The organism is Pandoraea anhela, assembly GCF_902459655.1.
In the GTDB taxonomy this organism is placed as follows: domain Bacteria; phylum Pseudomonadota; class Gammaproteobacteria; order Burkholderiales; family Burkholderiaceae; genus Pandoraea; species Pandoraea anhela.
In genome coordinates, this window is sequence record NZ_CABPSB010000011.1 from 143,839 (window position 1) to 167,957 (window position 24,119).

General features: G+C 62.5%; 26 protein-coding genes. 17 read left to right on the forward strand and 9 right to left on the reverse strand.

Annotated elements, in window-relative coordinates; genetic code table 11:
- The first annotated feature begins 44 nt into the window (after positions 1 to 44).
- The 9 genes from PAN31108_RS16080 (at position 45) to PAN31108_RS16120 (ending at position 9,655) form a co-directional block, all read left to right on the forward strand.
- Positions 45 to 1,397: an NAD(P)H-dependent oxidoreductase gene (locus PAN31108_RS16080; protein WP_150669816.1), complete on the forward strand. Its 1,353-nt coding sequence runs from the start codon at positions 45 to 47 to the stop codon at positions 1,395 to 1,397.
- Positions 1,398 to 1,798: 401 nt separating this feature from the next.
- Positions 1,799 to 2,446 carry a hypothetical protein gene (locus PAN31108_RS16085; RefSeq protein ID WP_150669817.1) on the forward strand — a complete coding sequence of 216 codons (648 nt, stop codon included), beginning with the start codon at positions 1,799 to 1,801 and terminating at the stop codon, positions 2,444 to 2,446.
- A gap of 15 nt (positions 2,447 to 2,461) precedes the next feature.
- A complete protein-coding gene (locus PAN31108_RS16090) occupies positions 2,462 to 2,881 on the forward strand; it encodes a VOC family protein (RefSeq protein ID WP_150669818.1) in 420 nt (139 codons plus the stop codon).
- Positions 2,882 to 2,946: 65 nt separating this feature from the next.
- Positions 2,947 to 3,693: a hydroxyacylglutathione hydrolase gene (gene gloB, locus PAN31108_RS16095; protein WP_150669819.1), complete on the forward strand. Its 747-nt coding sequence runs from the start codon at positions 2,947 to 2,949 to the stop codon at positions 3,691 to 3,693.
- A gap of 35 nt (positions 3,694 to 3,728) precedes the next feature.
- Entirely contained in the window at positions 3,729 to 4,877 is a 1,149-nt protein-coding gene (locus tag PAN31108_RS16100; RefSeq protein WP_150669820.1) for a pyridoxal phosphate-dependent aminotransferase, read from the forward strand.
- A gap of 154 nt (positions 4,878 to 5,031) precedes the next feature.
- Positions 5,032 to 6,423 (forward strand): amino acid permease, encoded by a 1,392-nt coding sequence (locus tag PAN31108_RS16105; RefSeq protein WP_150669821.1) that lies wholly within the window; start codon positions 5,032 to 5,034, stop codon positions 6,421 to 6,423.
- An 85-nt stretch (positions 6,424 to 6,508) separates the two neighbouring features.
- Positions 6,509 to 7,705 (forward strand): pyridoxal phosphate-dependent aminotransferase, encoded by a 1,197-nt coding sequence (locus PAN31108_RS16110; protein WP_150669822.1) that lies wholly within the window; start codon positions 6,509 to 6,511, stop codon positions 7,703 to 7,705.
- 37 nt (positions 7,706 to 7,742) lie between these two features.
- Positions 7,743 to 8,531: an HpcH/HpaI aldolase family protein gene (locus PAN31108_RS16115; protein WP_246183996.1), complete on the forward strand. Its 789-nt coding sequence runs from the start codon at positions 7,743 to 7,745 to the stop codon at positions 8,529 to 8,531.
- 200 nt (positions 8,532 to 8,731) lie between these two features.
- The gene (locus tag PAN31108_RS16120) at positions 8,732 to 9,655 is read left to right on the forward strand and encodes a LysR family transcriptional regulator (RefSeq protein ID WP_174995014.1); all 924 of its coding nucleotides are present in this window, start codon (positions 8,732 to 8,734) and stop codon (positions 9,653 to 9,655) included.
- Positions 9,656 to 9,707: 52 nt separating this feature from the next.
- Here the strand turns inward: PAN31108_RS16120 and PAN31108_RS16125 are convergent, their stop codons facing one another.
- The 7 genes from PAN31108_RS16125 to PAN31108_RS16155 all read right to left on the reverse strand — a co-directional run bounded on the left by PAN31108_RS16125 (position 9,708) and on the right by PAN31108_RS16155 (position 15,822).
- On the reverse strand, positions 9,708 to 10,661 hold the full coding sequence (locus tag PAN31108_RS16125; protein WP_174995015.1) for a VOC family protein: 954 nt from the start codon (positions 10,659 to 10,661) through the stop codon (positions 9,708 to 9,710).
- Between the two features lie 8 nt (positions 10,662 to 10,669).
- Complete coding sequence (locus PAN31108_RS16130) at positions 10,670 to 11,386, reverse strand: SDR family oxidoreductase (protein WP_150669826.1); 717 nt, start codon at positions 11,384 to 11,386, stop codon at positions 10,670 to 10,672.
- Positions 11,379 to 12,113, reverse strand: a complete 735-nt coding sequence (locus tag PAN31108_RS16135) for an ABC transporter ATP-binding protein (protein ID WP_150669827.1) — start codon at positions 12,111 to 12,113, stop codon at positions 11,379 to 11,381. Before PAN31108_RS16135 ends, PAN31108_RS16130 begins: the two co-directional genes overlap by 8 nt.
- Positions 12,106 to 12,882 carry an ABC transporter ATP-binding protein gene (locus PAN31108_RS16140; RefSeq protein ID WP_150669876.1) on the reverse strand — a complete coding sequence of 259 codons (777 nt, stop codon included), beginning with the start codon at positions 12,880 to 12,882 and terminating at the stop codon, positions 12,106 to 12,108. Before PAN31108_RS16140 ends, PAN31108_RS16135 begins: the two co-directional genes overlap by 8 nt.
- A complete protein-coding gene (locus tag PAN31108_RS16145) occupies positions 12,869 to 13,723 on the reverse strand; it encodes a branched-chain amino acid ABC transporter permease (protein WP_150669828.1) in 855 nt (284 codons plus the stop codon). Before PAN31108_RS16145 ends, PAN31108_RS16140 begins: the two co-directional genes overlap by 14 nt.
- Position 13,724: 1 nt before the next feature.
- Positions 13,725 to 14,603: a branched-chain amino acid ABC transporter permease gene (locus tag PAN31108_RS16150; protein WP_150669829.1), complete on the reverse strand. Its 879-nt coding sequence runs from the start codon at positions 14,601 to 14,603 to the stop codon at positions 13,725 to 13,727.
- An 82-nt stretch (positions 14,604 to 14,685) separates the two neighbouring features.
- Positions 14,686 to 15,822: an ABC transporter substrate-binding protein gene (locus tag PAN31108_RS16155; RefSeq protein ID WP_150669830.1), complete on the reverse strand. Its 1,137-nt coding sequence runs from the start codon at positions 15,820 to 15,822 to the stop codon at positions 14,686 to 14,688.
- A gap of 279 nt (positions 15,823 to 16,101) precedes the next feature.
- On the opposite strand from PAN31108_RS16155, the gene PAN31108_RS16160 reads away from it, so the two are divergent.
- Genes PAN31108_RS16160 through PAN31108_RS16185 form a run of 6 tightly spaced genes read left to right on the forward strand, consistent with a single transcriptional unit; the run spans position 16,102 to position 20,259 of the window.
- Complete coding sequence (locus PAN31108_RS16160) at positions 16,102 to 16,644, forward strand: pyridoxamine 5'-phosphate oxidase family protein (RefSeq protein WP_150669831.1); 543 nt, start codon at positions 16,102 to 16,104, stop codon at positions 16,642 to 16,644.
- 10 nt (positions 16,645 to 16,654) lie between these two features.
- Complete coding sequence (locus PAN31108_RS16165; protein WP_150669832.1) at positions 16,655 to 17,302, forward strand: RraA family protein; 648 nt, start codon at positions 16,655 to 16,657, stop codon at positions 17,300 to 17,302.
- Positions 17,303 to 18,322 (forward strand): 2Fe-2S iron-sulfur cluster-binding protein, encoded by a 1,020-nt coding sequence (locus PAN31108_RS16170; protein ID WP_150669833.1) that lies wholly within the window; start codon positions 17,303 to 17,305, stop codon positions 18,320 to 18,322. It abuts the gene before it with no gap.
- A gap of 8 nt (positions 18,323 to 18,330) precedes the next feature.
- Complete coding sequence (locus PAN31108_RS16175; RefSeq protein ID WP_174995016.1) at positions 18,331 to 19,266, forward strand: carbon-nitrogen hydrolase family protein; 936 nt, start codon at positions 18,331 to 18,333, stop codon at positions 19,264 to 19,266.
- Positions 19,267 to 19,279: 13 nt separating this feature from the next.
- On the forward strand, positions 19,280 to 19,939 hold the full coding sequence (locus PAN31108_RS16180; RefSeq protein ID WP_174995017.1) for a polysaccharide deacetylase family protein: 660 nt from the start codon (positions 19,280 to 19,282) through the stop codon (positions 19,937 to 19,939).
- Positions 19,936 to 20,259, forward strand: a complete 324-nt coding sequence (locus PAN31108_RS16185) for a YciI family protein (protein ID WP_150669836.1) — start codon at positions 19,936 to 19,938, stop codon at positions 20,257 to 20,259. The genes PAN31108_RS16180 and PAN31108_RS16185 overlap by 4 nt, the downstream gene beginning before the upstream one ends.
- Before the next feature lie 21 nt (positions 20,260 to 20,280).
- Here PAN31108_RS16185 and PAN31108_RS16190 read toward each other — a convergent pair whose 3' ends face one another.
- Both PAN31108_RS16190 and PAN31108_RS16195 read right to left on the reverse strand, forming a co-directional pair.
- Complete coding sequence (locus PAN31108_RS16190; RefSeq protein WP_150669837.1) at positions 20,281 to 21,174, reverse strand: LysR substrate-binding domain-containing protein; 894 nt, start codon at positions 21,172 to 21,174, stop codon at positions 20,281 to 20,283.
- A 32-nt stretch (positions 21,175 to 21,206) separates the two neighbouring features.
- A complete protein-coding gene (locus tag PAN31108_RS16195; protein ID WP_150669838.1) occupies positions 21,207 to 21,953 on the reverse strand; it encodes a class I SAM-dependent methyltransferase in 747 nt (248 codons plus the stop codon).
- 347 nt (positions 21,954 to 22,300) lie between these two features.
- Here PAN31108_RS16195 and PAN31108_RS16200 point away from each other — a divergent pair, with 347 nt between their 5' ends.
- A complete protein-coding gene (locus PAN31108_RS16200) occupies positions 22,301 to 23,458 on the forward strand; it encodes a sensor histidine kinase (protein WP_246183997.1) in 1,158 nt (385 codons plus the stop codon).
- Positions 23,455 to 24,102: a response regulator gene (locus tag PAN31108_RS16205; protein ID WP_150669839.1), complete on the forward strand. Its 648-nt coding sequence runs from the start codon at positions 23,455 to 23,457 to the stop codon at positions 24,100 to 24,102. The genes PAN31108_RS16200 and PAN31108_RS16205 overlap by 4 nt, the downstream gene beginning before the upstream one ends.
- Positions 24,103 to 24,119 lie beyond the last annotated feature (17 nt).

The following is a 24,119-nucleotide window of genomic DNA, read 5'->3' on the forward strand; positions in this document are numbered from 1 at the left end:
GCCTGGACGCAAAACCCTTCAGCAACAACCATGGTGACTTCTGAATGAACTACTTTTCTGGCTTGCAGCGCATTGCGTCGCAAGGAAATCCGTTGCGGGTGGCGCTTATCGGCGCCGGCAAATTCGGCTCGATGTATCTGGCGCAGGTGCCGCGCACCCCTGGCGTGCATCTGGTGGGGATCGCCGACCTCTCTCGCGACAATGCGCTTCGCAATCTCGCGCGCGTGGGCTGGGAGCCCGAGCGTTACGCCGCCACGTCACTTGAGCAAGCGGCGAAAGACCAGACGACGTTCGTCACGGAAGATTGGCAAACGCTGGTGAGCAGCCCGCAAGTCGACATCGTGATCGAGTGCACCGGCAATCCGATCGCCGCCGTCGACCATTGCCTGGAAGCGTTCCGTCAGGGCAAGCATGTGATCAACGTGACGGTCGAAGCGGATGCCTTTTGTGGACCGTTGCTGGCGAGAAAGGCGGCGTCTCATGGCGTGGTCTACTCGCTCGCTTATGGCGATCAGCCCGGTTTGGCGGTAGAACTTGTCGACTGGGCCCGTACCTGCGGCTTTCCCATCGTTGCCGCCGGGCGCGGCCACAAGTGGCTGCCGCACTATCGCGAGTCGACACCGGATACGGTCTGGGATCATTGGGGGGTAAGCGCCGAGCAAGCCCGGATCGGGGGGATGAACCCCAAGATGTTCAATGCGTTCCTGGACGGCTCGAAGCCGGCCATCGAGAGCACGGCGATCGCCAATGCGACGGGGCTTCGCGCGCCGACCGGCGGCCTCACGTTTCCGCCTGCGTCGATCAACGAGATCGCGACCGTCATGCGCCCCCGCAAGGACGGCGGTGTCCTCGATGAGACGGGCGTGGTGGAAGTCGTGTCCTCGCTTCGTGAAGACGGCACGTCGGTGGGATACGACATCCGCAAGGGCGTATGGGTCTGCGTGGAAGCGCCGACCGAGTACATCAGGCGATGCTTCAAGGAGTATCAGGTGGTGACGGACCCGGAAGGGCGATGCATGGTGCAGTACAAAAAGTGGCACCTGATCGGACTCGAACTCGGCATTTCCGTAGCATCCGTCGGGCTGTTTCAGGAGCCGACGGGGGTGGCGACCTGCTTCAACGCCGATGTGGTGGCGACGGCGAAGCGGGCTTTGCAACCCGGTGAAATGCTGGACGGCGAGGGCGGTTTCACCGTCTACGGGAAGTTGTTCCCGGCGAAAACATCGATGGCGCTCGGTTCGCTTCCGCTCGGACTGGCCCATAGCCTGAAGTTGCGCCGCCCGGTGGCGAAGGACCAGTCGCTTACCTGGGACGATGTGGAGGTGGACACGAGCCTTCGTGCGTACACGATTCGCAAGGAGATGGAAGCGATGTTTGCGGATGTCGTCGCGGCATAAGCGATCGGTGGGGGCGCCTTCTGCGAAGGCGCTCTCTCGAGTTCGACGCGGGGCGTGCAACGCGCCCCATTGGCCGCTCGCGCCAAGAGCGGCGTCGATAGTCATGCTTCGCGCGCTTTCTGCCGCGCGCAATACAAAAACTTACCTCTCCCGCCGGCCCCCCTCGACTGCCCTCTCTCCCGCGCTACCGCTCCCGCCCATCGACGAGAGGCGAGGGCCGAGGGCCGAGGCGACTGCCGCATACGGCGCTGTCGCCCCACAACGGCTGCCTGCCAAACGAAACCCGTATTCAACTCTATTTAAATAGTGAAGAGTGTCTCCCGAAATGAGAGAGTCTGCGGGAGATATTGTCGATCTATTATTCGCAGCGTCAAGACAATAAATCGGATGGAGAGAAGTCGATGAACCCAATCAAGAACGTCGCCGATCTTACGGAATTCGGAAGAATCCAATTGTCGGAGCATTTCTTCATGCGGGAGATGCTGTATTCGGAAGTGGGCAACTTTTACGCAGTCCCCAATATTCCCGACGATCCGGCATTGGTGGCGGAAGTCGCCACGCAGTTGGCGGTCAACGTTCTCGAGCCGCTGCGAAGCGCGTTCGGTCACATCAACATCCGCAGCGCCTACCGCTCGTCGCGGCTGAACGACTTTTGCAGCAAACGCTATATCGAAGGCGATAAGGCGTGCTGGTGCACCAGCAATGACGACAACGCCGCCCAGCATATCTGGGATAAGCGCGACAAGGCGGGAAACATCGGCGGCACCGCCACGGTGGTCATTCCCGGCTACCTCGAGCACTACCGCAAGACCGCGGATTACCGCCCGCTCGCCTGGTGGATCGTCGACAACATTCCCGCGTTTTCCGAGATCTTTTTCTTTAAACACCTTTGCGCATTCAATATCCGCTGGTATTCCGGTGAATCGAATAAAGCGATTTGGTATCTGGATCCGCCTACGCGTGAATTGCTGACCCGCAAGGGTATGGATGGCTTCGATGGAGACCACTCCACGGAATATGCGGGAATTATTCCCGGGCGTAACAAGTAAGTCAGCGGAGGAAGCATGTTTGCAATTTCCAGTTTCGATCATGTAGGCGTTCGTGTCACCGACATCGAACGTGCCCAGTCGTTCTACGAAAAGCTCGGCTTCAAGGTCGACCCGACCGAGGAGTCGCCGAACGCGAAAGCTCGCGGATTGGTGAATGCGGACGGTGTGCGCATCCATCTCATCTACAACGGCAAAACACGTGAGGGCGGGAACGTGTTGATGGATGTTCCCGAGAAGTGGCCGGGGTACACCCATGCGGCTTACATCGTCAAGAACCTCGATGCGCTGGTCGACTGGTTCCACAAAGAAGGGATTCGCATCACCGAGGGGCCGGTGGTCTATGGCGAAGGCCGCCGCAAGGTCTGCTTCGTGCGCGACCCGGACATGAATGTCCTCGAGTTCAACGAAATTCTGGAGCACGAGTCGTCGTGTTGACTTCCGCGAGAGATGTGGCACGGCGGGCAACGCCGTCCCTCATCTCGCGTGATGCGAGCCATGAAATGTCCGTCAAAATCGTGCAGTTTCCCTGTCTCCAGGACAATTACGGATTTCTTGTCCGGGACGAGCAAAGTGGGGCCGTCGCCGCGATCGATGCGCCCGATCCCCACGTCATTCTGGCGCAGTTGACGGCGCTGGGCTGGACGCTCTCTTGTGTGTTGACGACCCATTGGCATGCGGATCACGCCGGCGGTAATGCGTTGCTCAGGGACGCGACCGGCGCCCGGATCTTCGGCCCTCGGGAGATTGCCCGGCACTCGCCGCTGGACGTTCCGGTGGACGACGCAGACGAGATCATGCTCGGGGCGACCCGGATTCAGGTGCTGAACACCGGCGGGCACACGCTGGAGCATGTCAGCTATTACCTCCCCTCGGAAGACGTCGTCTTCGTTGGCGACACCCTTTTCGCGCTCGGTTGCGGACGCGTATTCGAAGGGACATTTCCCCAGATGTGGGAAAGCCTCTGCCGACTCATGGCGCTTCCCGATCGAACCGACGTCTACTGCGCGCACGAGTACACGCAGGCAAACGCCCGGTTCGCGTCGCGCTGGGCCGGCGCCCCCCATATCGAGCGCCGTTTCGCAGAGGTCGCCGAGTTGCGCCGCCGTGGTGTGCCCACGGTACCGACGCAGATCGGGATCGAGAAGGCGACCAATCCCTTCCTGAGAGTGGCTGAGCTGTTCCCGGACATGGCGCCGGCAGCCGCCTTCGAAAAACTCCGAACGGCGAAGGACCACTTCACGGGCTGAAAACGTCCGTACACCTTCACAACCCAGGTAAAGCAATGCACTCATTTCCTCATACGGACATGATTTCGCTCATGGGCGACGGTCCCCAACACGACCTTGCGGCCAGCGTTGGCCCCGAAGCCAGCTTCGCAGACCTGTTCGGTGGCGCGATGCCACCGGGCCTGGAGGATTTGCGACTCGGCTACGGCTCGTTGCAGGGCAACGCGTCGATACGGGAAATCGTGGCGCAAGCGCACGGCGTGCTGGCCGACGACGTGGTGCTCACAGTGGGCGGCATGCACGCGTTGTTCCTGATGGCCTTCGTTCTTTGCCGTCAGCAGCAGGAAGTCGTGCTGACGGTGCCGGTGTTCCCGCTGTTCAAGAACTGTCTGGATGCCGTGGGCGCGTCGAGCAGGATCGTCAGGTTGACATTCGATCAGGGGTATCGGCCGCACACGGCGCAGTTCCATAGCGCGTTGACGCGTCAGACCAAGCTCGTCTGCCTCACGTCTCCGCAGAACCCCTCCGGTGTGGTGCTGGGTACGGAATGCCTCCGGGAGTTGCATTCGCTGATGGCATCGGTTTGCCCGGACGCCTACCTTCTGCTCGATGAGACCTACCTCGAGGCGGGGCTCGATGCGGCGACCGATCTGCGCAGCAGCGTCGGTATGTCGTCGAAGGTCGTGTCGGTCGGCTCGCTATCCAAGTGCCACGGCGCGCCGGGCCTGCGGCTGGGATGGGTGATTACCCGGGACCCGGAACTCAAACGTCACCTTCTGCTGGCGAAATTCAACACCGTCACGAGTTGTTCCACGGTCGACGAAGCGTTCGCCCTGCAACTTCTCAAACGTCGGGCCGACATCGTCATGGAGCGCAGACGTTTTCTGTCGGGCGCACTGACGCATGTCTCGCGCTGGGTCGAACAGCACAGCGAGTACGTCGAGTGGGTGCGCCCGGATGCGGGGGCGTTGTGCTGCATCCGGTTGCGGCGCGACGCATTCGACGACGCGGCGACGCAGGATTTCTACGCGTCCTTGCAACGCCTGAACGTGCGGGTCGCCAGCGGTGACTGGTTCGGCGACGAGCGACGTGTCTTTCGACTCGGATTCGGCGCGATGGATATCGCCGCGCTCAACGACGGCCTCGCGCAACTCGCCAAGGCGGTGCAGGCGTGTGCCGCGCGCCCGCGCGCCTGCGCCGACTGACGCGCGAGCGCCATCGAAATCCCTATTCCCTATTCCCTATCCGTGCACAGGAATCAGGAGGTTGCATCCATTGGCTGAGGGGAGCGAACGGCGACCCTTGCCATCCACATAACGTGCCAATTCCATAGGCGCGAAAAAATATCGGAGACAGGCAATGAGCAATAAAAACCGAGAATTGCACAGAGGTCTGGAGGAACGGCATCTGAGCATGATGGCGCTGGGCGCCACGATTGGCGTGGGGCTGTTTCTCGGCTCGGCGAGCACCATCAAACTGGCCGGGCCGGCGATTTTGCTGGCCTATCTGATCGGAGGTCTGGCCATCTTCATCATCATGCGGGCGTTAGGCGAGATGGCCGTCGATAACCCGGTGGCGGGGTCGTTCAGCCGTTACGCCCACATTCACGTCGGCCCGCTCGCCGGGTACCTGACCGGCTGGACCTACTGGTTTCAGTGGATCGTCACCTGCATGGCGGAGGTGACGGCCGTGGGCGTGTACATGCACCTGTGGTTTCCGGGCGTGCCTACCTGGATATGGGCGTTGATTTCGTTGTGCAGTATCGGTGCGATCAACTTCATTGCCGTCAGGGCGTATGGCGAGTTCGAGTTCTGGTTTTCGCTCATCAAGGTCGTCACGATCATTCTGATGATCGTCGCCGGATCGGGGATGATCGTCTTCGGCTTCGGCAACGGCGGTGTACCGACGGGCATCTCGGCGTTGTGGAAGCATGGCGGCTTCATGCCCAATGGCGTGAGCGGCGTCGTGCTCGCGTTGCCGATGGTCGCGTTTGCCTACGGGGGCGTGGAAATGCTCGGGCTGACCGCAGGTGAGGCGAAGAACCCCAGGAAGTCGCTGACGAGAGCCGTGGACGCCGTGTTCTGGCGCGTGCTCGTCTTCTATGTCGGGGCGTTGCTCGTGCTGATGAGCATCTATCCGTGGAATCAGATCGGCGTCGAGGGCAGTCCGTTCGTCATCACATTCGAGCGTCTCGGGATTCCGGCAGCGGCGGGACTCATCAACTTCGTTGTGCTCACGGCGGCGCTCTCGTCGTGCAATAGCGGCATCTTCAGTACGGGGCGCATGCTCTTCAACCTTGCGCAACAGGGTCAGGCGCTGCGCATCTTCTCGAAAGTCGGCGGCAACGGTGTGCCGAATGTCGCGGTGGCGGCCTCGCTGTTGCTGCTGCTCATCGGTGTGCTGTTGAACTATCTGGCGCCGAAATCGGTGTTTGTCTGGCTGACGGCCATTGCCACGTTCGCCGTCGTCTGGACGTGGGCCGTCATTCTCCTGGCGCACTGGAACTTCCGGGCCCGTACGCGCCGGGCGAGCGACGAGTCCCGGTCGATGCGTCTGGGCCTCTTTCCCTTGACCTCCTACCTGGCCGGCGCATTTTTGCTGCTGATTCTGTGCGTCATGACGCTCAACGAGCAGGCGCGCATCGCTCTGTACATCGGCCCGGCGTGGCTGGCGTTCCTGTGCGCCGTGTACTTTTTGCTGGGATACGAACGCACTTGCCGCGAATACGTCGAGGGAGGTTCGCAGTCTTAGTCATGGCATCGACGAGGTCGGTGCGGGCAACAGAGGCAGGATGGGCAATCAAGGCGACGCGTGCGCCAATCGAAACGGAGGAAAAATGTTTGCGCAACGGATCGGCGGCATCAGGCCGTCACCTACATTGGCGCTGGCGTCTCAGGCGGCGGAGCTCAGGAAGCTCGGCAGGGATATCGTCAACATGGGGGTCGGTGAGCCGGACTTCGACACCCCGCAGGAGGTCTGTGCCGCTGCGCTCGATGCCATGAAGTCCGGTGAAACACGATATACGCCGACTGCGGGAACCGCTGTCCTTCGCGCCGCCATTGCGCGCAAACTCGCAAACGACAACGATCTGCGGTACGGCATCGATCAGATCGTCGTATCGAACGGTGCGAAGCAGTCGATCTTCAATCTCGTCGGCGCGTTGATCGATCCCGGCGACGAGGTGATCGTGCCCGCGCCGTACTGGGTCAGCTACTGGGATGTCGTCACACTCTTCGGTGGCGTGCCCCGCAGCATCGAGTGCCCGATCGAGGACGGCTTCCGGCTCCGTGCGGATCGGCTCGAAGCGAGCCTGACCCCGGCGACGCGACTGCTCTTTCTGAACAGCCCGAGCAACCCCAGCGGCGCGGTGTATTCCGATAAGGAACTCGCTGCGATCGGCGACGTGCTGCGGCGTTACCCGAAGGTCTGGATCGTCAGCGACGATATCTACGAGCACATCCTTGTCGGGTCGCGTCCGTTCGTCAACATTCTGAATGTCTGCCCGGATCTGGCGGATCGCACCGTAATCGTCAACGGGGTTTCGAAGGCGTTTGCCATGACCGGGTGGCGCATCGGCTACTCGGCCAGCTCCCGCGCGCTCGCGCTGGCGATGGAGACCGTGCAGTCGCAGGCGACCGGGTCGCCCAATGCGATCGCGCAGCGCGCCGCCGCCGAGGCGCTCGATCAGGCTGCGACGTTGATCCCGAGGATGACCGACCGCTACCGTCAGCGCCACGCATTGATGTGTGGGGCGCTGGCCGGTATCGACGGCTTGCAGTTCAGGCCCGCCGAGGGCGCTTTTTACCTCTTCGCGAAAGTCGAAGACGTCATTGCCGAGTTGCACCGGCGTGGCAAGCTTTCGGCGCCGACCGATGTCGCCTTCTCCGCGTACCTGCTGGAGCACTTCGGACTCGCCGTCGTACCGGGGAGCGCCTTCGGACTGTCGGGCCATCTGCGCATGTCGTTTGCGACCTCGGAGAAGAACATTGAAATTGCCTGCCAACGCCTGAGGTTGGCATGTGCGTCGACTTGAACAAGCGGAGCGATGACGATCTATGGAGCCAAACAACGTGAATACCCCAACGAGTGACAATCGCGGGCCGCACGCGAACGATTTTCTCGCGGCGCTCGAAGCCAAATGGCGCACGGAGATCGGACTGTGGTGCAGTCTGGGCAGCCCCGTCACCACGGAAATATGTGCGGGGGCCGGCTACGACTGGCTGCTGCTCGACATGGAGCATGCGCCGAACGAATTACGCGACATCTACGCGCAGTTGCAGGCCGCAGCGCCATATCCGGTGTCGTGCATCGTTCGCCCGGACGCCAACGACCCCGTGAAGATCAAGCGGTTGATGGACATCGGCGTCAAGTCGTTTCTCATTCCCTTCGTCGAATCGGCATCGGACGCAGAGCGCGCCGTTCGCGCCACGCGCTATCCGCCGCACGGCGTGCGGGGGTTGACGCTGTCTTCGCGCGCCAATCGCTTCGGCCGGGATAAGCATTATCTGAGCCGGATTCAGGACGATGTCTGTGTCATCGTTCAGATCGAGACGCGCAAGGCCATCGAGGCGCTCGATGATATCTGCGCGGTGGAGGGGGTCGATGCCGTATTCATCGGGCCCTCGGACCTTTCCGCCGACCTGGGGTATCTCGGAGAGCCCGGCGCGCCCGAACCGGTCGCGCTCATCCGTAAGGTGATCGACAGGTTGACGGCGCGAGCAATCCCCTGGGGGATTCTCGCGCCGGTGGAGAGCGACGCCCGAATGTACTGCGAACTCGGCGCCGCATTTGTGGCGGTGGGCTCGGATCAGTCGAGATTGGTGGCGGGGGTGGATGCGCTGGCGCGTCAGTTCGATTGAGGGGGGAGGCAGGGCACTTCGCCCGGGCAAGGTCGAGCGTCGCCCGGCGAGGTAGCGGGATAGTGGAATGGCAGGATAGCGCACGGATCTGCTGGTAAGCTTCGAACAGGTCTGCGGTGCGTGTGTGTGCCCGGGGGGGAACACACACGCGAACCGTGGTGACGGGCTTGCGCTTGCGGCGGATGGAGAAGGGGCGGGAAATGTTGGATCGACTGGGCGAGTTGGAAGTCTTTCTTGCTATCGCGGAGGCGGGGAGTCTCTCGCAGGCAGCCATCCGGCTAAGGAAGTCGTTGGCCGCCGTCAGTCGCATTCTCGGCGAGCTGGAAGAACGGCTCGGCGTGGTTTTGGTCGATCGTACGACGCGCCGCTGTGTCCTGACCGCCGAAGGGCGGCAACTTGCCATCGAAGCGGAGAGCCTGCTCTCGCGCTATCAGGATATGGTCGGGGCCACCGCCGACGAGGTGATGGCGCCACGCGGCACGATACGCCTGACGGCGCCGCTGGTGTTCGGCCGGGAGTACGTGGCGCCTGCGCTCTCGTCGTTTCTGGCGACGTATCCGTTGCTGAGCGCGGAATTGGAGCTCGCGGATCGCATCATCGATTTGCGTTACGACGGCTTCGATCTGGGGGTGCGCATCGGCGCCATTGAAGACGACTCGCTCGTTGCACGTCGTCTGGGGCACGTCGGGCGGGTGATCGTCGCCAGCCGCGAGTATCTGGCCGCTGCCGGCACACCGGCGACGCCTGCGGATCTGGTCGATCACGAGATCGTGCAGCAGATCAACAACGGTGAAGTCGACTTGTGGCGGCTCGTCGAGCCCGACGGCAAGCGCATCACCTTGCGCCCGTCGTCCCGGTTTCTCGTCAACTCGGCGGACGCGGCGATCAACGCCGCCAAAGCCGGACGCGGCCTTGTCCGGGTCTTGTCGTATCAAGTGAGCGATGCACTGGCCTGCGGCGAGTTGGTGCGTGTGCTTACCGGATTCGAACCGCCGAAAGTCCCTGTCAGTCTCGTGTGGCCGGAATCGAAGAAGTTCACCCGACGTGTCCGGCTGTTGTCCGACTTCCTGTTAGCGGAGCTTGGCCGCCTGCCGGTGCTCACGGACGTAGCACCGCGCTGCTGAACCCTGCACGTCGCCGTGCACGGTTGCGCGTCGGCGAGGTCGGCCCGACGGCTCATCGGGAAAATGCCAGACACGGCCCGTCGACCGAGTATTCGACGAAGCTCCCTGTTGCCCCCTCGAAACGCCGTTGAAGCGGATCGCCAAGCAGCGAGATTTCGGTGACCTGCTCGGCGGACGTCGCGCAATGGGTGCGAAATGCAGGAATGCCCGCCTGTCCAAGCCATTGGGAGACCTCGCAGAATTGCGACAGCCGCACGATCACCTTGCGCAGGGCATGCCCTTCGGTGGCGAACCAGGAAATCCCTTTCGAGTGCGAGGCGATCGCCTGATACGCGTCGAGCCTCGGAATCCCGTGAAGGCGCTCGAAGCAACGGGCGATCTTGAGAACCAGATCGCTGGCGTCGTGAAAGTTGAGGGGCTTGCCGTGTTCGAGTTCGCCTAACTGCGCCGACGCCGAAACCGCCTGCGCAAGCGGATTGACGCTCGGCACCGTGACGCCTGCCAGCGGTTCGCGAATGTGGCTGGGCAGACGATCGAGCTGAATGTCGTGAACGATCATTTTCGGCACGTCGTCGGGATAGTCCGCATGCCGGTAGCGACATATGCGGAACCCGGCATCGCCGCCCCAGCCTTCCCAGTCCACAACGAAACCGAGCGACGTGAGAATCCTGGGGATCATGTGAGCGACGTCCCCGTACTCGCCGCATGCCTGGCCGGATACCGTGTAGAGATCGCAGCGCTCGAGCGCGATCCGCACGGAGGCCGGCTTGACTTCGACCAGGAAGTTACGCGCCGTTGGCGCGCGCCGCAGGAAGTCGTGGAACTGGATGAGGGCGACCGCCTGGGCCACGATGCTGCGATCCACGTGGCCTTTGGCGGCGCTCACCAACAGCGGCGCCGAGACGTCGACGTTCGAGATCAGGTCGATGGCTTCCGCATCGCCCAGCGCGTACACGAGAAGTTGGAAGACCGCAGAGGAGGTGAGTGTCTGATCGAGTCGTGCCATGATTTTTTTTACTGCGAGTATTTTCCGACGGTCAGGCCACCGCATACGAACAAGGTCTGCCCGGTGATGTATGCCGCCGCTTCGGAGGCAAAGAAATCGACGGCGGCGGCCACGTCTTCAACCGAACCGAGCCGCCCCATCGGGATCGAACGGATCATTTCGCGCGTTTTCGGGCTGTCCGGTTGATTGTTGGCGGCCCAGAGCGTCGTCAATATCTGTCCCGGCGCCACGCAGTTGACCGTGATGCCGTGCTGGCCCAGCTCGATCGCCAACGTTCGGGTCATGCCGACGATCGCCGCCTTCGACGCGGCGTATCCCGTGCGGCCGGGCTTCCCGAGCATCGCGCCGCTGGCGATATTGATCACTCGCCCGTTGCCATTGGCGATCAGGCCGGGAAGCAGCGCCTGAATCCCGATGATCGAGGCTTCGACATTGACGCGCCACTGATGATCCAGCGCGGGCACCGTAATACTGCCGACGGGTTGGGCTTCGACCGCGCCGGCGTTGTTGACGAGTACGGAGATGCCCTCCATTGCACGGACTTCGGCAAACGTCGCTTCCGTCTCGACAGGATCGTCGAGATCGCATCGGAAGAACGTGCCGGCAAAGTGCTGGGGCGTCTCCCGGGCAATGCCGACGATTTCGAACCCGCCCCGCGTAAGCCGGTCCGCAATGGCGGCGCCGATACCACGGGTAGCGCCGGTGATGACGGCTCGCTTAGGCATGGACGACCTCCTGATCCACGGGGGCTTCCTGACCCAGGTAGTGTTGCGTCAGGTCGGTATTGCGAAGCAGATCGATCGGCCGACCTTCGGCGGCGACGCGACCGAGGTCCAGCAGATAGGCGTAGTCGGCGGCGTCCAGCGCTCGCTGCACACTCTGCTCCACGAGCAGGACCGTGACGCCGCTCTCCCGCAACGTGCGCAACGTCTCGAAAATTTCGTCGACGATGGCGGGCGCGAGCCCCATGCTCGGCTCGTCGAGCAGCAGCAATCGGGGTTGCGCCAGCAGGGCGCGCGCAATCGCCAGCATTTGCTGCTCGCCGCCGGAGAGCAATCCGCCCAGATGGTGAAACCGGTCGCGCAATCTCGGGAACATGGCCATGACGCGCTCAAGCGCTTCCGGATAACTGGCGCGCGCCAGCCAGAAGCCGCCGAGGCGCAGATTCTCCTCGACACTCAGACGTGAAAATATCTGCCGGCCTTCGGGCACGAGGGAGATCCCGCGCCGGGCGATCACCGACGGGCGGCATTTCGACATAGTCTGCTCCTCGCATGCGATCTCGCCGCCTGCGAGCGGGACCAGGCCGGAGATCGCACGCATGAGGGTGGTCTTGCCGGCGCCGTTGGCGCCGATGACCGCGACAGTCTTGCCCTTCGGTACTTGCAGCGAGACCCCTCTGAGGGCGTCGACGGCGCCATAGCGCACATGAATATTCCTGACGTCAAGCATGGACGCTCCTTTGGTGCGCCGCACCGAGATAGGCGCTGATGACGTCGGGGTGCCGGCATACATCGTGCGCCGCGCCGTCTGCGATGATGCGTCCGAAGTTGAGCACGGTAATTCGGTCACTGAGCCGGTTGATGAATCGCAGGTCGTGTTCGACGATCAGGACGGTCACCCCTTCGTCGCGAATCGATTCGATCAGTCCCGACAAGGTGTCCCGTTCGTCATCGTTCATACCGGCGACCGGTTCGTCGAGCAGCAGCAGGCGAGGATCGCTCGCCAGCGCCCGCGCGATTTCCAGACGGCGCTGCGCACCGTACGGAAGATGGCGCGCCGGGGTGAGCGCCTGTTGCGCGAGTCCGACGCGGCGCAGCAGGGCATACGCACGGTCGATCTCCTGTTGCTCCTTGCGATTCGACGACGGCAATCCCAGCGCGGCGCCGAGGATCGAATCGCTGGCCTTGCAGGACGCGCCGAGCATCGTGTTTTCCAGCGCGGTCATGGTGCCGAAGAGCCGGAGATTCTGAAACGTGCGCGCGATGCCTACCCGTGCCCGGCGGTGCATCGGGCTTGCGGTGATGTCGGCGTCGTCGTTGAAGCGAATCGTGCCGGACGTGGGGCGGTACAAGCCTGCAATCACATTGAACAGCGTGGTCTTGCCCGCGCCGTTCGGGCCGATGACGGCGTGAATGTCTCCGGACCTGACGGAAAAGCTCACGTTCTCGAGCGCGACGACGCCCATGAAACGCATGGAGAGGCGATCAACGTTTAGCATGGCCGCGGACCCTCAGCAGAGAAAATGGGAAGACACCGGCGGGCAGCAGGAGCACGACGAGAACGATCGACAGCCCGGTCGCCATGGTTCGGTACTCGCTAAGCACACTGAACAGCTCCGGCATCACCGTCAGAAAGATCGCCCCCAGCACGGCGCCCAATGGGGATGCCACACCGCCAAGCGCCACGAAACTCAGGACCGTGACGGATGCCACGAAGGAAAAGCCGTCAGGCGAGAGGGTGCCCAGACTGTGCGCGGACACGCCGCCGGCAAATCCCGAGATGGCGGCCGACGCAAGGATGCTCAATCGCTTGACGCGCCTTACGTCGATGCCCATCGACTGCGCTGCAAGCTCATCCGTGCGGGTGGCCTCGACGATGCGCCCGAGCCGAGAACACGACGCCCAGCAGGTCAGTGCGATCAGCAGCGCGTCAAAGACATACAGCTCGAACGGCGACACGGCCAGCGGGATGCCGGACAGTCCGAGCGCCCCGCCGAGTACGCCGATGTTGACGAGACTCGAGCGCACCACTTCCCCGAACGCGATGGTCGCAATCGCCATATGCACGCCGGACAGGCGAAGCATCGGCTCCACCAGTAGTGCGGAGATCGCCAGCGAGGCGATCGTCCCGCTCAGGATCGCCACGGCCGGCGCCAGTCCGAAAACCGTCGTCAGCACGGCGCTCGTGTAGGCCCCGATCGCCATGAAGCCGATTTGCCCCAGGAACAATTGCCCTGTCGCGAGAACGCAATACATGGCGATGGACATCAGAATGCTGAGCGCGACTTGAATCAGCGTGGTCTGGTACGTCCAGACAAAGTTCGACAAGAGTTCTTCCATGTCACACCTTCTGTGCGGTTGGCGCGGGCAACAACCCGTTGGGGAGCAGCCATAACGCCGCGAGCAGCAATGAGAACGTCACCGCGTTGCGGTAGGCCGACGACACGTATGCCGTGACGAGAATCTCCAGAATGCCGATCAGCAGCCCTGCGAGCAGCGCGCCGGGCATGCTCCCCAAGCCACCGACGATGACCACGGCAAAGCCCTGGAGCATCATCGTCTCTCCCATGAACGGCTGAACTGCACCGAAGTTCATGCCGATCAGCGTACCGGCGACGGCCGCGAGCGCGCCGCCCAGGAAGGAGACGATGGCGAACAGCGAGCGCGGCGACAGGCCCATGAGTTGCGCCGCCACCTCGTTGTCGGCGATGGCGCGGATCGCTGTGCCCCAGCGGGTTCGCCGCAGGAACCAGAACAGCGTGCCGACCATGAGGAGTACCAGAGCGACGATCATGAGCTGGAGTTGTGTGACCGAGACTGCCCCCAACGACAGGGAGGCGTCGCCGACCGGCGTGGCGAACGTGCGTGTCTCCGTTCCCATGAGGCGGGTCAGCAACGCGTAGGAAAACAGCGACATCCCCATCGTGGCCAGCAGCGAGGCGAGGTGGCGCTCTTCGCGACGGCGCAATGGCGACACGACCAATGTGTCGCACACCACGGCCAGCGCGCCGGTCGCAATGGCAGCCAGCATGGCGGCGCCGAGAATGCCCAGGCCCAAATGTTGCGTTGCGTAAAGCGCGATGTACGCGCCGACGGCGAAGAAGACGCCGTACATCAGATTGATGACGTGAAGCACGCCGAAAATGATCGTGAAACCGAGGGAAAACAATGCATAGATGGTCCCCAGTACGACGCCATTGAGCAGTTGCTGGCCTAGCATGGTTGGTAACTCCTAAAGGCGGACAAGCGGTGCACCGGGCGCCAGGGGCGGCGTCCGGCGCGGTGCATTGCCATCGTGACGGTCAGAGGGGCTGGAACCGGCCATCCTTGATCTGCAACGTGATCGCGTTGCCGACGCTGGCGGGGTCGCGGTTCGGGGCAAAGGAGAAGGGGCCGAAGAGACCGTCCATGCGCGTGCCGGCCATTGCGTCGCGCAGTGCCTGGGGGGTACGCGCGGTCTCCCTGTTCAACGCCGAGGCGAGCAGCATCATTCCTTGATAGCCCTGCGCGGCATAGGTATCGGGGTCCTTTTGGTACTTCGCCCGGTAGCGGGCGACGAAGGTCTGGTTCGCCGCGTCGCGGTTGTCGACGAACCAGGGGCTCGACACGATGAGCCCTTCGGCTGCCGTTCCCGCCAGCGTTACCAGACTCGGCGAGTTGAAACCGTTGCCGCCGATGAAGACGATGTTGCGCCCCATCCCGATCTTGCGCGCCTGCGTGAGGATTGCGGCCCCGGTCTCCGGATACGAGCCGAGCCAGATGGCGTCGACGCCGAGACTCTTCACCTTGGTAATCTGCGCCGAGAAATCGGTGTCGTGCGTTGCGAACGCTTCGACATCGACCACTTCGATGCCGAAACGCGCGGCCGTCTCCTTGTAGATGGTGTAAGACTCAACCATGTTGGGATCGTCGTTGGCATAGAAAATTGCGACGCGCGCCATCTTGTGCTTGGTCATCGCGTTCTTGACCGACAAGGGAATGAGCTGCCGCTCCGAGAGCGAGGTGCGGAAGATGAACTGACACACATCGGGAATGCCTTTGGCGGTGGCGTTCACAGTCAGCATCGGGATGCCTCGCTGACACGCGACGGGGGCGGCGGCAATCGACTCGGCACTCAGTGTCGGTCCGACGACGACATCGACTTTCTCGTTCGCGATGAGCCTTCGCATGGCGCTGACGGCCTGCTCCTTGTTGCCTGTGCTGTCCTCGGTAATGAGGCGTAGCTTGACCGAGCCTTTCACGCCACCCCCGGCATTGATTTCCTCCGCGGCCAGTTGAATGCCCGAATAGGTCTGTGCGCCGAATCTGGCGTTGGGACCCGTGAGCACCTGAATGACGCCCACCTTGATTTCGTCCGCATGCGCCAGGGCGGCGCACCAAGGCAACATCGACGCCCATAGCAGGGTCCGTAGGGCTGAGCGACACGCTTTCGCGTTCATGTCCGTATCTCCGTGAGGATAAAAGTGCTTGCACGCAAGGGTTGCGCGGCGGTTCCGACTTGGTTGCTGGAGCGTAGGAGGGCAAAAAATCGGCAGCAAACAAAAGAACTGCGATTGGCTTGAAGAAAATTTGAGTCACCGCCGGGCACGCCGAGTCGCCCTGTCGCGTAAGGCCTTGCGCCGATGTCCTGAAAATTTCAAGCCGACTTGAAAAGAAATTTATCGGCGCGCGAGACGAACGTCGAATAATCGGATCGAGCACATTCAGGGAGATCGCTCATGTCCAAGTTCTACCCATCGATTGACGGCCAGTTTCAGGAATTCATCGAAGACCAGAAATTGTTTTTCACGGCCACTGCGCCCGTCAACGGACGCGTCAACGTCTCGCCCAAGGGCATGGATACCTTTCGTGTGATCGGGCCGAACGTCGTGGCCTACCTGGACCTCACCGGCAGCGGCAACGAGACGGCTGCCCACATCGGGGACAACGGCCGGCTGACGATCATGTTTTGCAGCTTCGGGCGTCAGCCGATGATCATGCGGCTGTTCACGATTGCGCGCGTCGTTCAGCGGGACGACCCCGAGTGGTCGGGGCTGATCGATCGGTTTCCCGATCTGCCGGGCACGCGCCAGATCATCGTCGGTGACGTCGCGCAAGTGCAGACGGCGTGCGGCTTCGGCGTGCCCGAGTATGAATTCAAGCGAGTGCGCCCCACCTTGCAGCAATGGTCGGAGACCAAGGGCGAGGAGGGCATGCAGGAATACTGGGCGGACAACAACCTGCAAAGCATCGACGGTCTGCCTACCCATCTCCGAGTTTGAGGGAACGACTATGTACGACGCGAACGATCTGGCTCACCTCGAGCACGCTTCGACGGCAGCGATTGCGGACGCCCTGGACACGATGACGCGCAAGCCGTTCGTCGTTTTGCCCCCGGTGAAATTGCAGTGTGGCAAGCGTATCTTCGGCCCGGCCGTCACGGTCATGATGGCGCCCACAGGTGAAAAAGCGCCCCATAACGTGGCCATGAAATTGCTCGACGAATGCGCACCGGGCACGGTGCTGGTACTGAGCGGGGAGCCTGACCCGGTGGCGGGGGTCTTCTGCGAGCCGGAGATCGCTGCGGCCACCGCTCGCCGGCTTGGCGGATTGCTGACCGATTGCGCCGTGCGCTGGAGCCTGGGTCCGACCGAGCACCTGGTCGGCGTGGCAGGCGCTTCGCTGTCGCCTGCAAGTGCCTTCGGCCGGTTGAAGACGATGGCGGTCTCGCAGGCTTCACCGTGCGGCGGCGTGCAAGTGCACACGGGCGATCTGGTCGTTGGCGACGCGCTGGGTGTCGTCGTGGTGCCGGCGAGATACGTCCCGGACGTCGCGGGCAAGGTACAGCACGCGGCGGACCGTGTGAAGCGCATCGTCGCGGACGTGGCTGAGGGCCGGTCGATTCGCGATGCGGTCAACCATCATCGAAGCGGAGCCTGAATGTTGCCATCCACCGATGTTTTTCTGCACTTCGCCGACGCGGAGCGCGTGCATATCGATTGCCGCCACGACAGCACGGTGTTCGATGCCGCGAAACACGCGGGCGTAAGCCTCGCCCATGACTGCCTCAACGGGTCTTGTGGCACGTGTCACGGCGCATTGCTCTCGGGCGCCGTGCGTTATGGCGTTCACGAAGACGCGTTGAGCTTGCCCAGGTTTGTCGACAAGCCGGTACTGCCCTGTCAGGCGAAGCCCGCCAGTGCACGAGTGGAAATCGCGCTGCCTTACTCGCGCGCTTCCGTGTTTCCAAAGAAAAAGCGGACCGTGCGGGTCGCCTCGTGTCGGCGCGTGAGCGAATCCGTGTGGGACATTCGCTGCGTGAGCGAGGGCCTTCGGATGTTCAGTTTCCTGCCCGGGCAATACGTTCGCGTATCGCCGCGTGGCAAGGGCTTCACGCGTGCTTACTCGCCTTATACGGTTCCCGGCGCAAGCGAGGTCGGCTTTCTCGTGCGCGAGGTCCAGTCGGGCGCGATGTCCGGATATTTGGCGGGGAGTTGCGTCGAGTCAGACGTGTGGGACGTCGAGGGGCCCTTCGGGGTCTTCTACCAGCGCAGCGTGCAAGCGCCGTCGCTCTATATCGCCGGGGGAACCGGCCTTGCGCCGATTCTTTCCATGCTTACGTCGCAGATTGGACTCGGCAACGGGCATTGGCCCCGGAAGGTCGTGTTCGGGGTGAGCCGCGCGGAGGACCTTTTCTTCGTCGACGAGCTTCGGCAACTGGGGGAGCGCCTCGGCAACACGTCGGTGATCGTGACCTGCGTGGCAGAGAGCGTGAATCCGGGCGTTCGTCGGGGAGGCGTTATGGAGATGCTCGACGAGGACGATTTCATCCGGCTCGGCGAATTCGGACCGGTCTATCTGTGCGGTCCGCCCGGCATGATCCGTTCGGCACGCGAAGCGGCGCTCGCCCATGGTGTGGCATCGCAGAACCTGCTCTTTGAAGAATTTACCGCCTCTTGAGGATGCCTATGACGCCGCAAAAAGTAGTGGTTTGTGCCGCGCAGATCGCACCGGTCTATATGGATCTGGAAGCGACGACGGACAAGATTGTCGACATGGTCCATCAGGCCGGACACGATGGCGCGCGACTGGTCGTGTTTCCGGAGACCGTGCTGCCCGGGTATCCGTACTGGACGCTGATTCACGATCCGTTCAGCGCGCGAACGCGGTTTGCCCGCAAGCTCTATGAGCAGGCCGTTCGTCTCGACTCCGGTGTGGTGGATCGGATTCGCACGGCCGCACGCGAATCGGGATGCGTCTTGTCCGTCGGCATCAATGAGTTGGATGGGGGCACGATTTACAACAGTCAACTGCTGATCGACGGCGACGGCGAGATCCTGAGTTGCCGCCGCAAGCTCGTGCCGACGCACCACGAACGGATGACCTGGGGTAGGGGAGATGGCGCGGATCTCGGCGTGCACGACACGTCGATCGGCCGAGTCGGCGCGCTGGTCTGTTACGAGCACACCAATCCGTTGTTCCGATTCGCGCTCCAGGCGCAGGGCGAGCAGATTCATATCGCGAACTGGCCGGGCGGCATGCCGTGGACCGATCCGCTCATCGACGCCTGCGTTCGGGGGTACGCGATCGAATCGGCGTCCTTTGTCGTAAGCAGCACGTCGGTTCTGACGCCGGCCATTCGGGACTGGCTGGGCGAGGAGGCCTGCGCGCCGCTTGCGTCCGGCGGCGGCGCCTCTGCCATTGTTGCCCCCGGCGGCAAGTATCTGGCGAAAGCCAGCGCCGATCGCGAGGAACGCCTCGTCGCCGAGCTGGATTACGCCCTGATCGCCGACTGGAAGCACATCGTCGACGGGGCAGGCCACTACGCACGTCCCGATGTGGTGCGTCTGCACGTCAATGCCGGGCGTCAGACCTGTGTCGAAACTTCCTACCAACGATATTGATCTTCACGCCAACATGACCAAGAAAGTCACGATTTCTTTTGATGACGGCCCGGAGCCGGAATCCACCCACGCTGTGCTCGATGCGCTCGCCGAACACAATGTGAAGAGTTCGTTCTTCTCCATTTGCTCGAAACTCGCGGATCCTCACGCCCGTGCGGCGGCCGAGCGGGCCGTCGCCGAGGGCCACTGGTACGGCAGTCATTCCCACTTTCACAAGACGCCGATGGGGTGGATGGAGGATTTCAACGATGCCGTCGCCGAGATCGATCTGGGTTTCGACGCCCTTGGCGATCTGGCGACGCCCCGATCCATGTATCGCCCCTTCGGCTTTGGCGGCGTTTTGGATACGCGGTTGCTAAATCCTGTCGCCGTGCGGCATCTCATCGAGAAAGGGCACCAATGCGTGCTGTGGGATTTCACGCCGCGCGAATGGCGCAATGAAGAGGGGTGGGTCGAGATGTGTCTGGACTACTGCGAGCAGCATGCGTGGAGCTGTCTGGCATTGCGTGACAGTGAAAAGACCATCGGGGAGCGTCTGGACCTGCTGTTGAGGGAGCTGAAGGCGCGTGGTTTCGAGATCGTGCAGGAATTCCCGCCGCACGTGGTGCCGATCTCCGATGGGGCGGTCGTGGGATCGCTTTCGGGATTCGTGGCTGGCGAGAGCGCGCCATGATCTTTGTCATCTATCGCATCGATGCCCCGCAGACGTCGGGAAAGCGCGACGACTTCCGTCGCGCCCACCTGGACTATCTCCAACGCTTCAATCTGGAGATCCTGTGCGCGGGCGCGTTGCTGGGCGATCCGGATGATGCGGCGGCGCCCGGGTCGCGCCCGGAGATCGGCAGCCTGTACGTAGTGGACTTCCCGTCGGAATCTTCCGCGCGGCGCTTCGCGTTTGAAGATCCCTTTCATCAGGCGGGTCTGTTCGCCAGCGTGGAGGTTCGCCCGTTCACGGCGCGGCTCGGGCCGTTGGCGGCGAGCCTGATCCGCTGATCCGCTGACTCGCTGACCGGATTACCGCTGAGCCGCGTCGGAGAATTCGGCCTGAAGCCACGCCGACAAGGCTTTCACGGCAGGGGACCCGCTCCGGAGGTCGGAGACGAGCAGGAAATAGGGTCCACTCGCCATCGGCTTGCTGTCGAGCGCCACGGTCAGGCGCCCATGACGTAGATCATCGGTAATCTCTCCTACGCCTGCCAGCGCGAGACCGAGTCCTTCGAACGCCCCCTGAAGCGCGAGCTCGCGCGTCTCGAACGTCAGTGTTCGCGTCTTCTTGCCGATCGGCACGCCGGTACATCTCGCCCATCGCTCCCATTCATTGGGCTGCGACTCGACCTTGAGCAGCCGAAACCCCGTCACGTCCTCGGGTGTCAGCCTGCTAGCGCCACGCAGCAACCTGGGGTTGCAGACAACGACCAGTTGCTCGGAGAAGAGCAGGTGCTCGCGAAATCCCGGCCAATCCGCCTGACCGAATCGGATGATGCAATCGAGTTCCTTGCGGGTGCGTGCGTCGTTGGTGTCCTGACACAGCAAACGCAGATCGATGTCCGGATGCGCCGCTTCGAACTTCCCCAGATTCGGGATGAACCAGCGCGACGCGAAACTGGCCGGCATGGAGATCGTGACGGCGCTTGCTGCGCGGTGCGTCTTGAAGTCCGACACCGCCGCCGCCAACGTATCGAAGATGGCTGTCAGCGTGGGGAGCAATTCTGCGCCGCGCTCGGTGAGTTCCAGTCCGCGTCCCGTCCGGTTAAACAGCTTCGTGCCTAATTCCTCTTCCAGTTGACGGATCTGATGGCTCACGCCGGACGGGGTGATGAACAGCTCCTCGGCCGCATCGGCAAGATTCAGATGCGTGCCGGCCACCTGGAATGCGCGAAGTGCTCTTAGCGAGGGGAGTCGGCTCATAACGTCTCGGCGTGAACGCTCATGGGGGCTTGTCAGGGCGTTCTCTTGCGCGCTTTAAAGCGAAGATGAACATAGTCGGCCACCCAGTCGCCGCGGCTCGTCTTGAGTACCGGGCAAAGCAGACGTTCGGCGTGACGCATTGCGTCATCCCGGTCGCGCTCGGGAATCGTGCCGAAAAATGGTTTGGCGAACATCTCGAACCAGGCGCGAATGCCCAGCGGTAACGGGGTTGGGCGATGAAACGTCTGGATCATGGTGACGGAGAATCCGCACGCTTCGAGCAGATCGCAGCATTCGTCCGCCGCCGGGTAGAAAAAGCGCGGAATCTTCTCTTCCGGAACGTCGAACTGGAGCAGCGTGGCGATCAAGGCGGTGTGGATCGCGGCGATATTTCTGTGCGCGCCCGTCTCGGCGACGAAGCGGCCGCCCGATTTGAGCGCCCGCCACGCGCCGGTGAAAACGCCTTCGGCGTCGGGCATCCAATGGATGGCCGCGTGAGAGAACACGGCATCGAATTGCGCGGGCAGTCGCAGGCCCTGTGCGTCTTGCGTCATGGCGTCGATGCCGCGCTCGCGCGCGGATGCTACAGCTGCCGGGTCGATATCGATGCCTGTCACGATGGCGCCGCGCTCGCCAAGTCGCGCGGAGAGTTCGCCATCCCCGCAGCCGATATCGAGGATGTGCTCTCCGGGGCGAGGGTCGAGCAGTTCCACAACCCTCAGGCTGTGGTCCCGGAAGAAACGAACGTCGTTCGAACTGGTAGGCACTTTTTCTGGCATGACGTCAGCGATTCGTCGGCGTGCTTCAGTGCGTTTTCGAACGCCATTCGCCGTTGATCTCACGAAGGAAATGTCAAATTCAGTCTAGCAAAATCGCTGAAATATGCGAAAGAATCAAAATAGATCGGGCACGCCTTTTCCTTGATGGGGCGGACACAAGGTGGTTCGCAACGACCTGCAATTCGTGTCTTCGTGTCTTCGTGTCTTCGTGTCGATGCCAGGCGCTCGCGAGAGGGCTGGCCGGCGACCGTAGGCCGAGACATCGACAGCGGGATTCGTGAGGCGTGATACCGATATTTTTCACCGCTTTCGGCATGGTAGTGTGATTGATCAGAAAAGGAGCCGCCTTGATCGCAGATCCCGCCATCCATCCGCCTGCCGACTGGCTGGCCCTGTTGCTGGACAGCACTGGCGAAGGTGTCTACGTGATCGATACCGAAGGTCGATGCATCTTTGTCAATCGGGCGGCGCGGGACATGCTCGGCTGGCCGGCCAGCGAAATTATTGGCCGCAACATGCACGATCTCATTCATCACTCGACATTGTCCGGCCACACCTACCCTGTGTGCGACTGTCCGATCTTCGACGCCTTCCGCAGAGGTACGCCCTGTCGTGTCGACGATGAGGTGCTCTGGCGCGCCGATGGCACGTCGTTCCCCGCGGAATACTCCAGCTATCCCATCTTTCAGAACGGTGAGGCCCGCGGCGCAGTCGTCACCATGAACGACATCACCGAGCGCAAGCAGTCGGAGGAATCGCTCAGATCGGCGCATGCGCTGCTCGAACGTCGGGTCGATGAGCGAACGCGCGAGCTTCGGGAACTCGCCAACCATCTCGAATCCGTGCAGGAAACGGAGCGTAAGCGCATTGCCCGGGAGATTCACGATGAGCTCGGGTCGTTGCTCACCGCATTCAAGATGGACCTGAACTGGATCAAACGCCGCGCCGGCGATCCCCTCTTGCAGAGCGCGCTCGTCGACAAATGCGTGAGCATGGGCAAGTCCGTCGATACCGCCATCGATGCGCTGGGGCGCATCATGACCGACCTGCGGCCGAGCATTCTCGATCACCAGGGGCTCTGGGCCGCGCTCGAATGGCAAGCCAACGAGTGGCAGCACGGGGTGTCGGACGAAATCGCCGCCGAATTCAAGATGTTCGTGACGAAAGACGTGCCGAGTCCGGAGGGCGGTCTCGCCATTGCCATTTTTCGAATCTTCCAGGAGATCCTGTCGAACATCTCCCGCCACTCGTGTGCGACGCGCGCGAGCATTCGCATCGATGTCGACGCGCCGCCGGATCCCGTGCTTTACATGCAGGTAAGCGACAACGGCATCGGAGCGCGCCGCGAGGCTTTGACGGATCCACGCAGCTATGGCGTGCTCGGCATGCGCGAGCGCGCGGCTTTTTTCGGTGGTTCGGTTCGTATCGAGAGTTCGGAGAATCATGGCACGACGGTACGCCTGGTCATGCCATTGAAGACATTGAAGACAGGAGGCGCGTCATGACCGTGCGCGTGATGATTTGCGACGATCACCTCATCGTGCGCCAGGGTATCCGGCAGGTGCTGAACGACGCCGGCGATATCGACGTCATCGGTGAGGCCGCCACGGGGCCGGACGTGCTCCAGAGCCTGCGCGCGTTGCATACCCTGGGGACACTGCCCGATGTCGTGCTCCTGGACATTGCCCTGCCGCAGCGCGACGGTCTGGACGTCCTCAGGATGCTGGGGACGGAATTTCCGAAACTCCCCGTGTTGATGCTAAGCACTTACCCGGAGCGCCAATACGCGGTGCGATGCCTCAAACTTGGGGCCGCCGGCTATCTCAACAAGAGCGCCGACGCCGAGATCATGATCGAGGCGATTCGCAAGACGGCGAGGCGTCAGCTCTTCGTCACCCCCAGCGTGGCCGAGCTGCTGGCGAGCGCGATCGGCTCGGGCGCCGACGCGGCACCGCTGAGCGCACGGCTATCGCACAGGGAGTATCAGGTTTTCCGGCACCTCGCGAGCGGCCAGAGCGTGGGTGAGATCGCCACGCTGCTGCATTTGTCCCCGAACACGATCAGCACGTATCGATCGAGAATTCTCGAGAAGGCGGGCGTCAGAAACGATGTGGAACTGGCGCTCTACGCGGCCCGTAACGAGCTATGAGCGCATGGGGTTGTCCC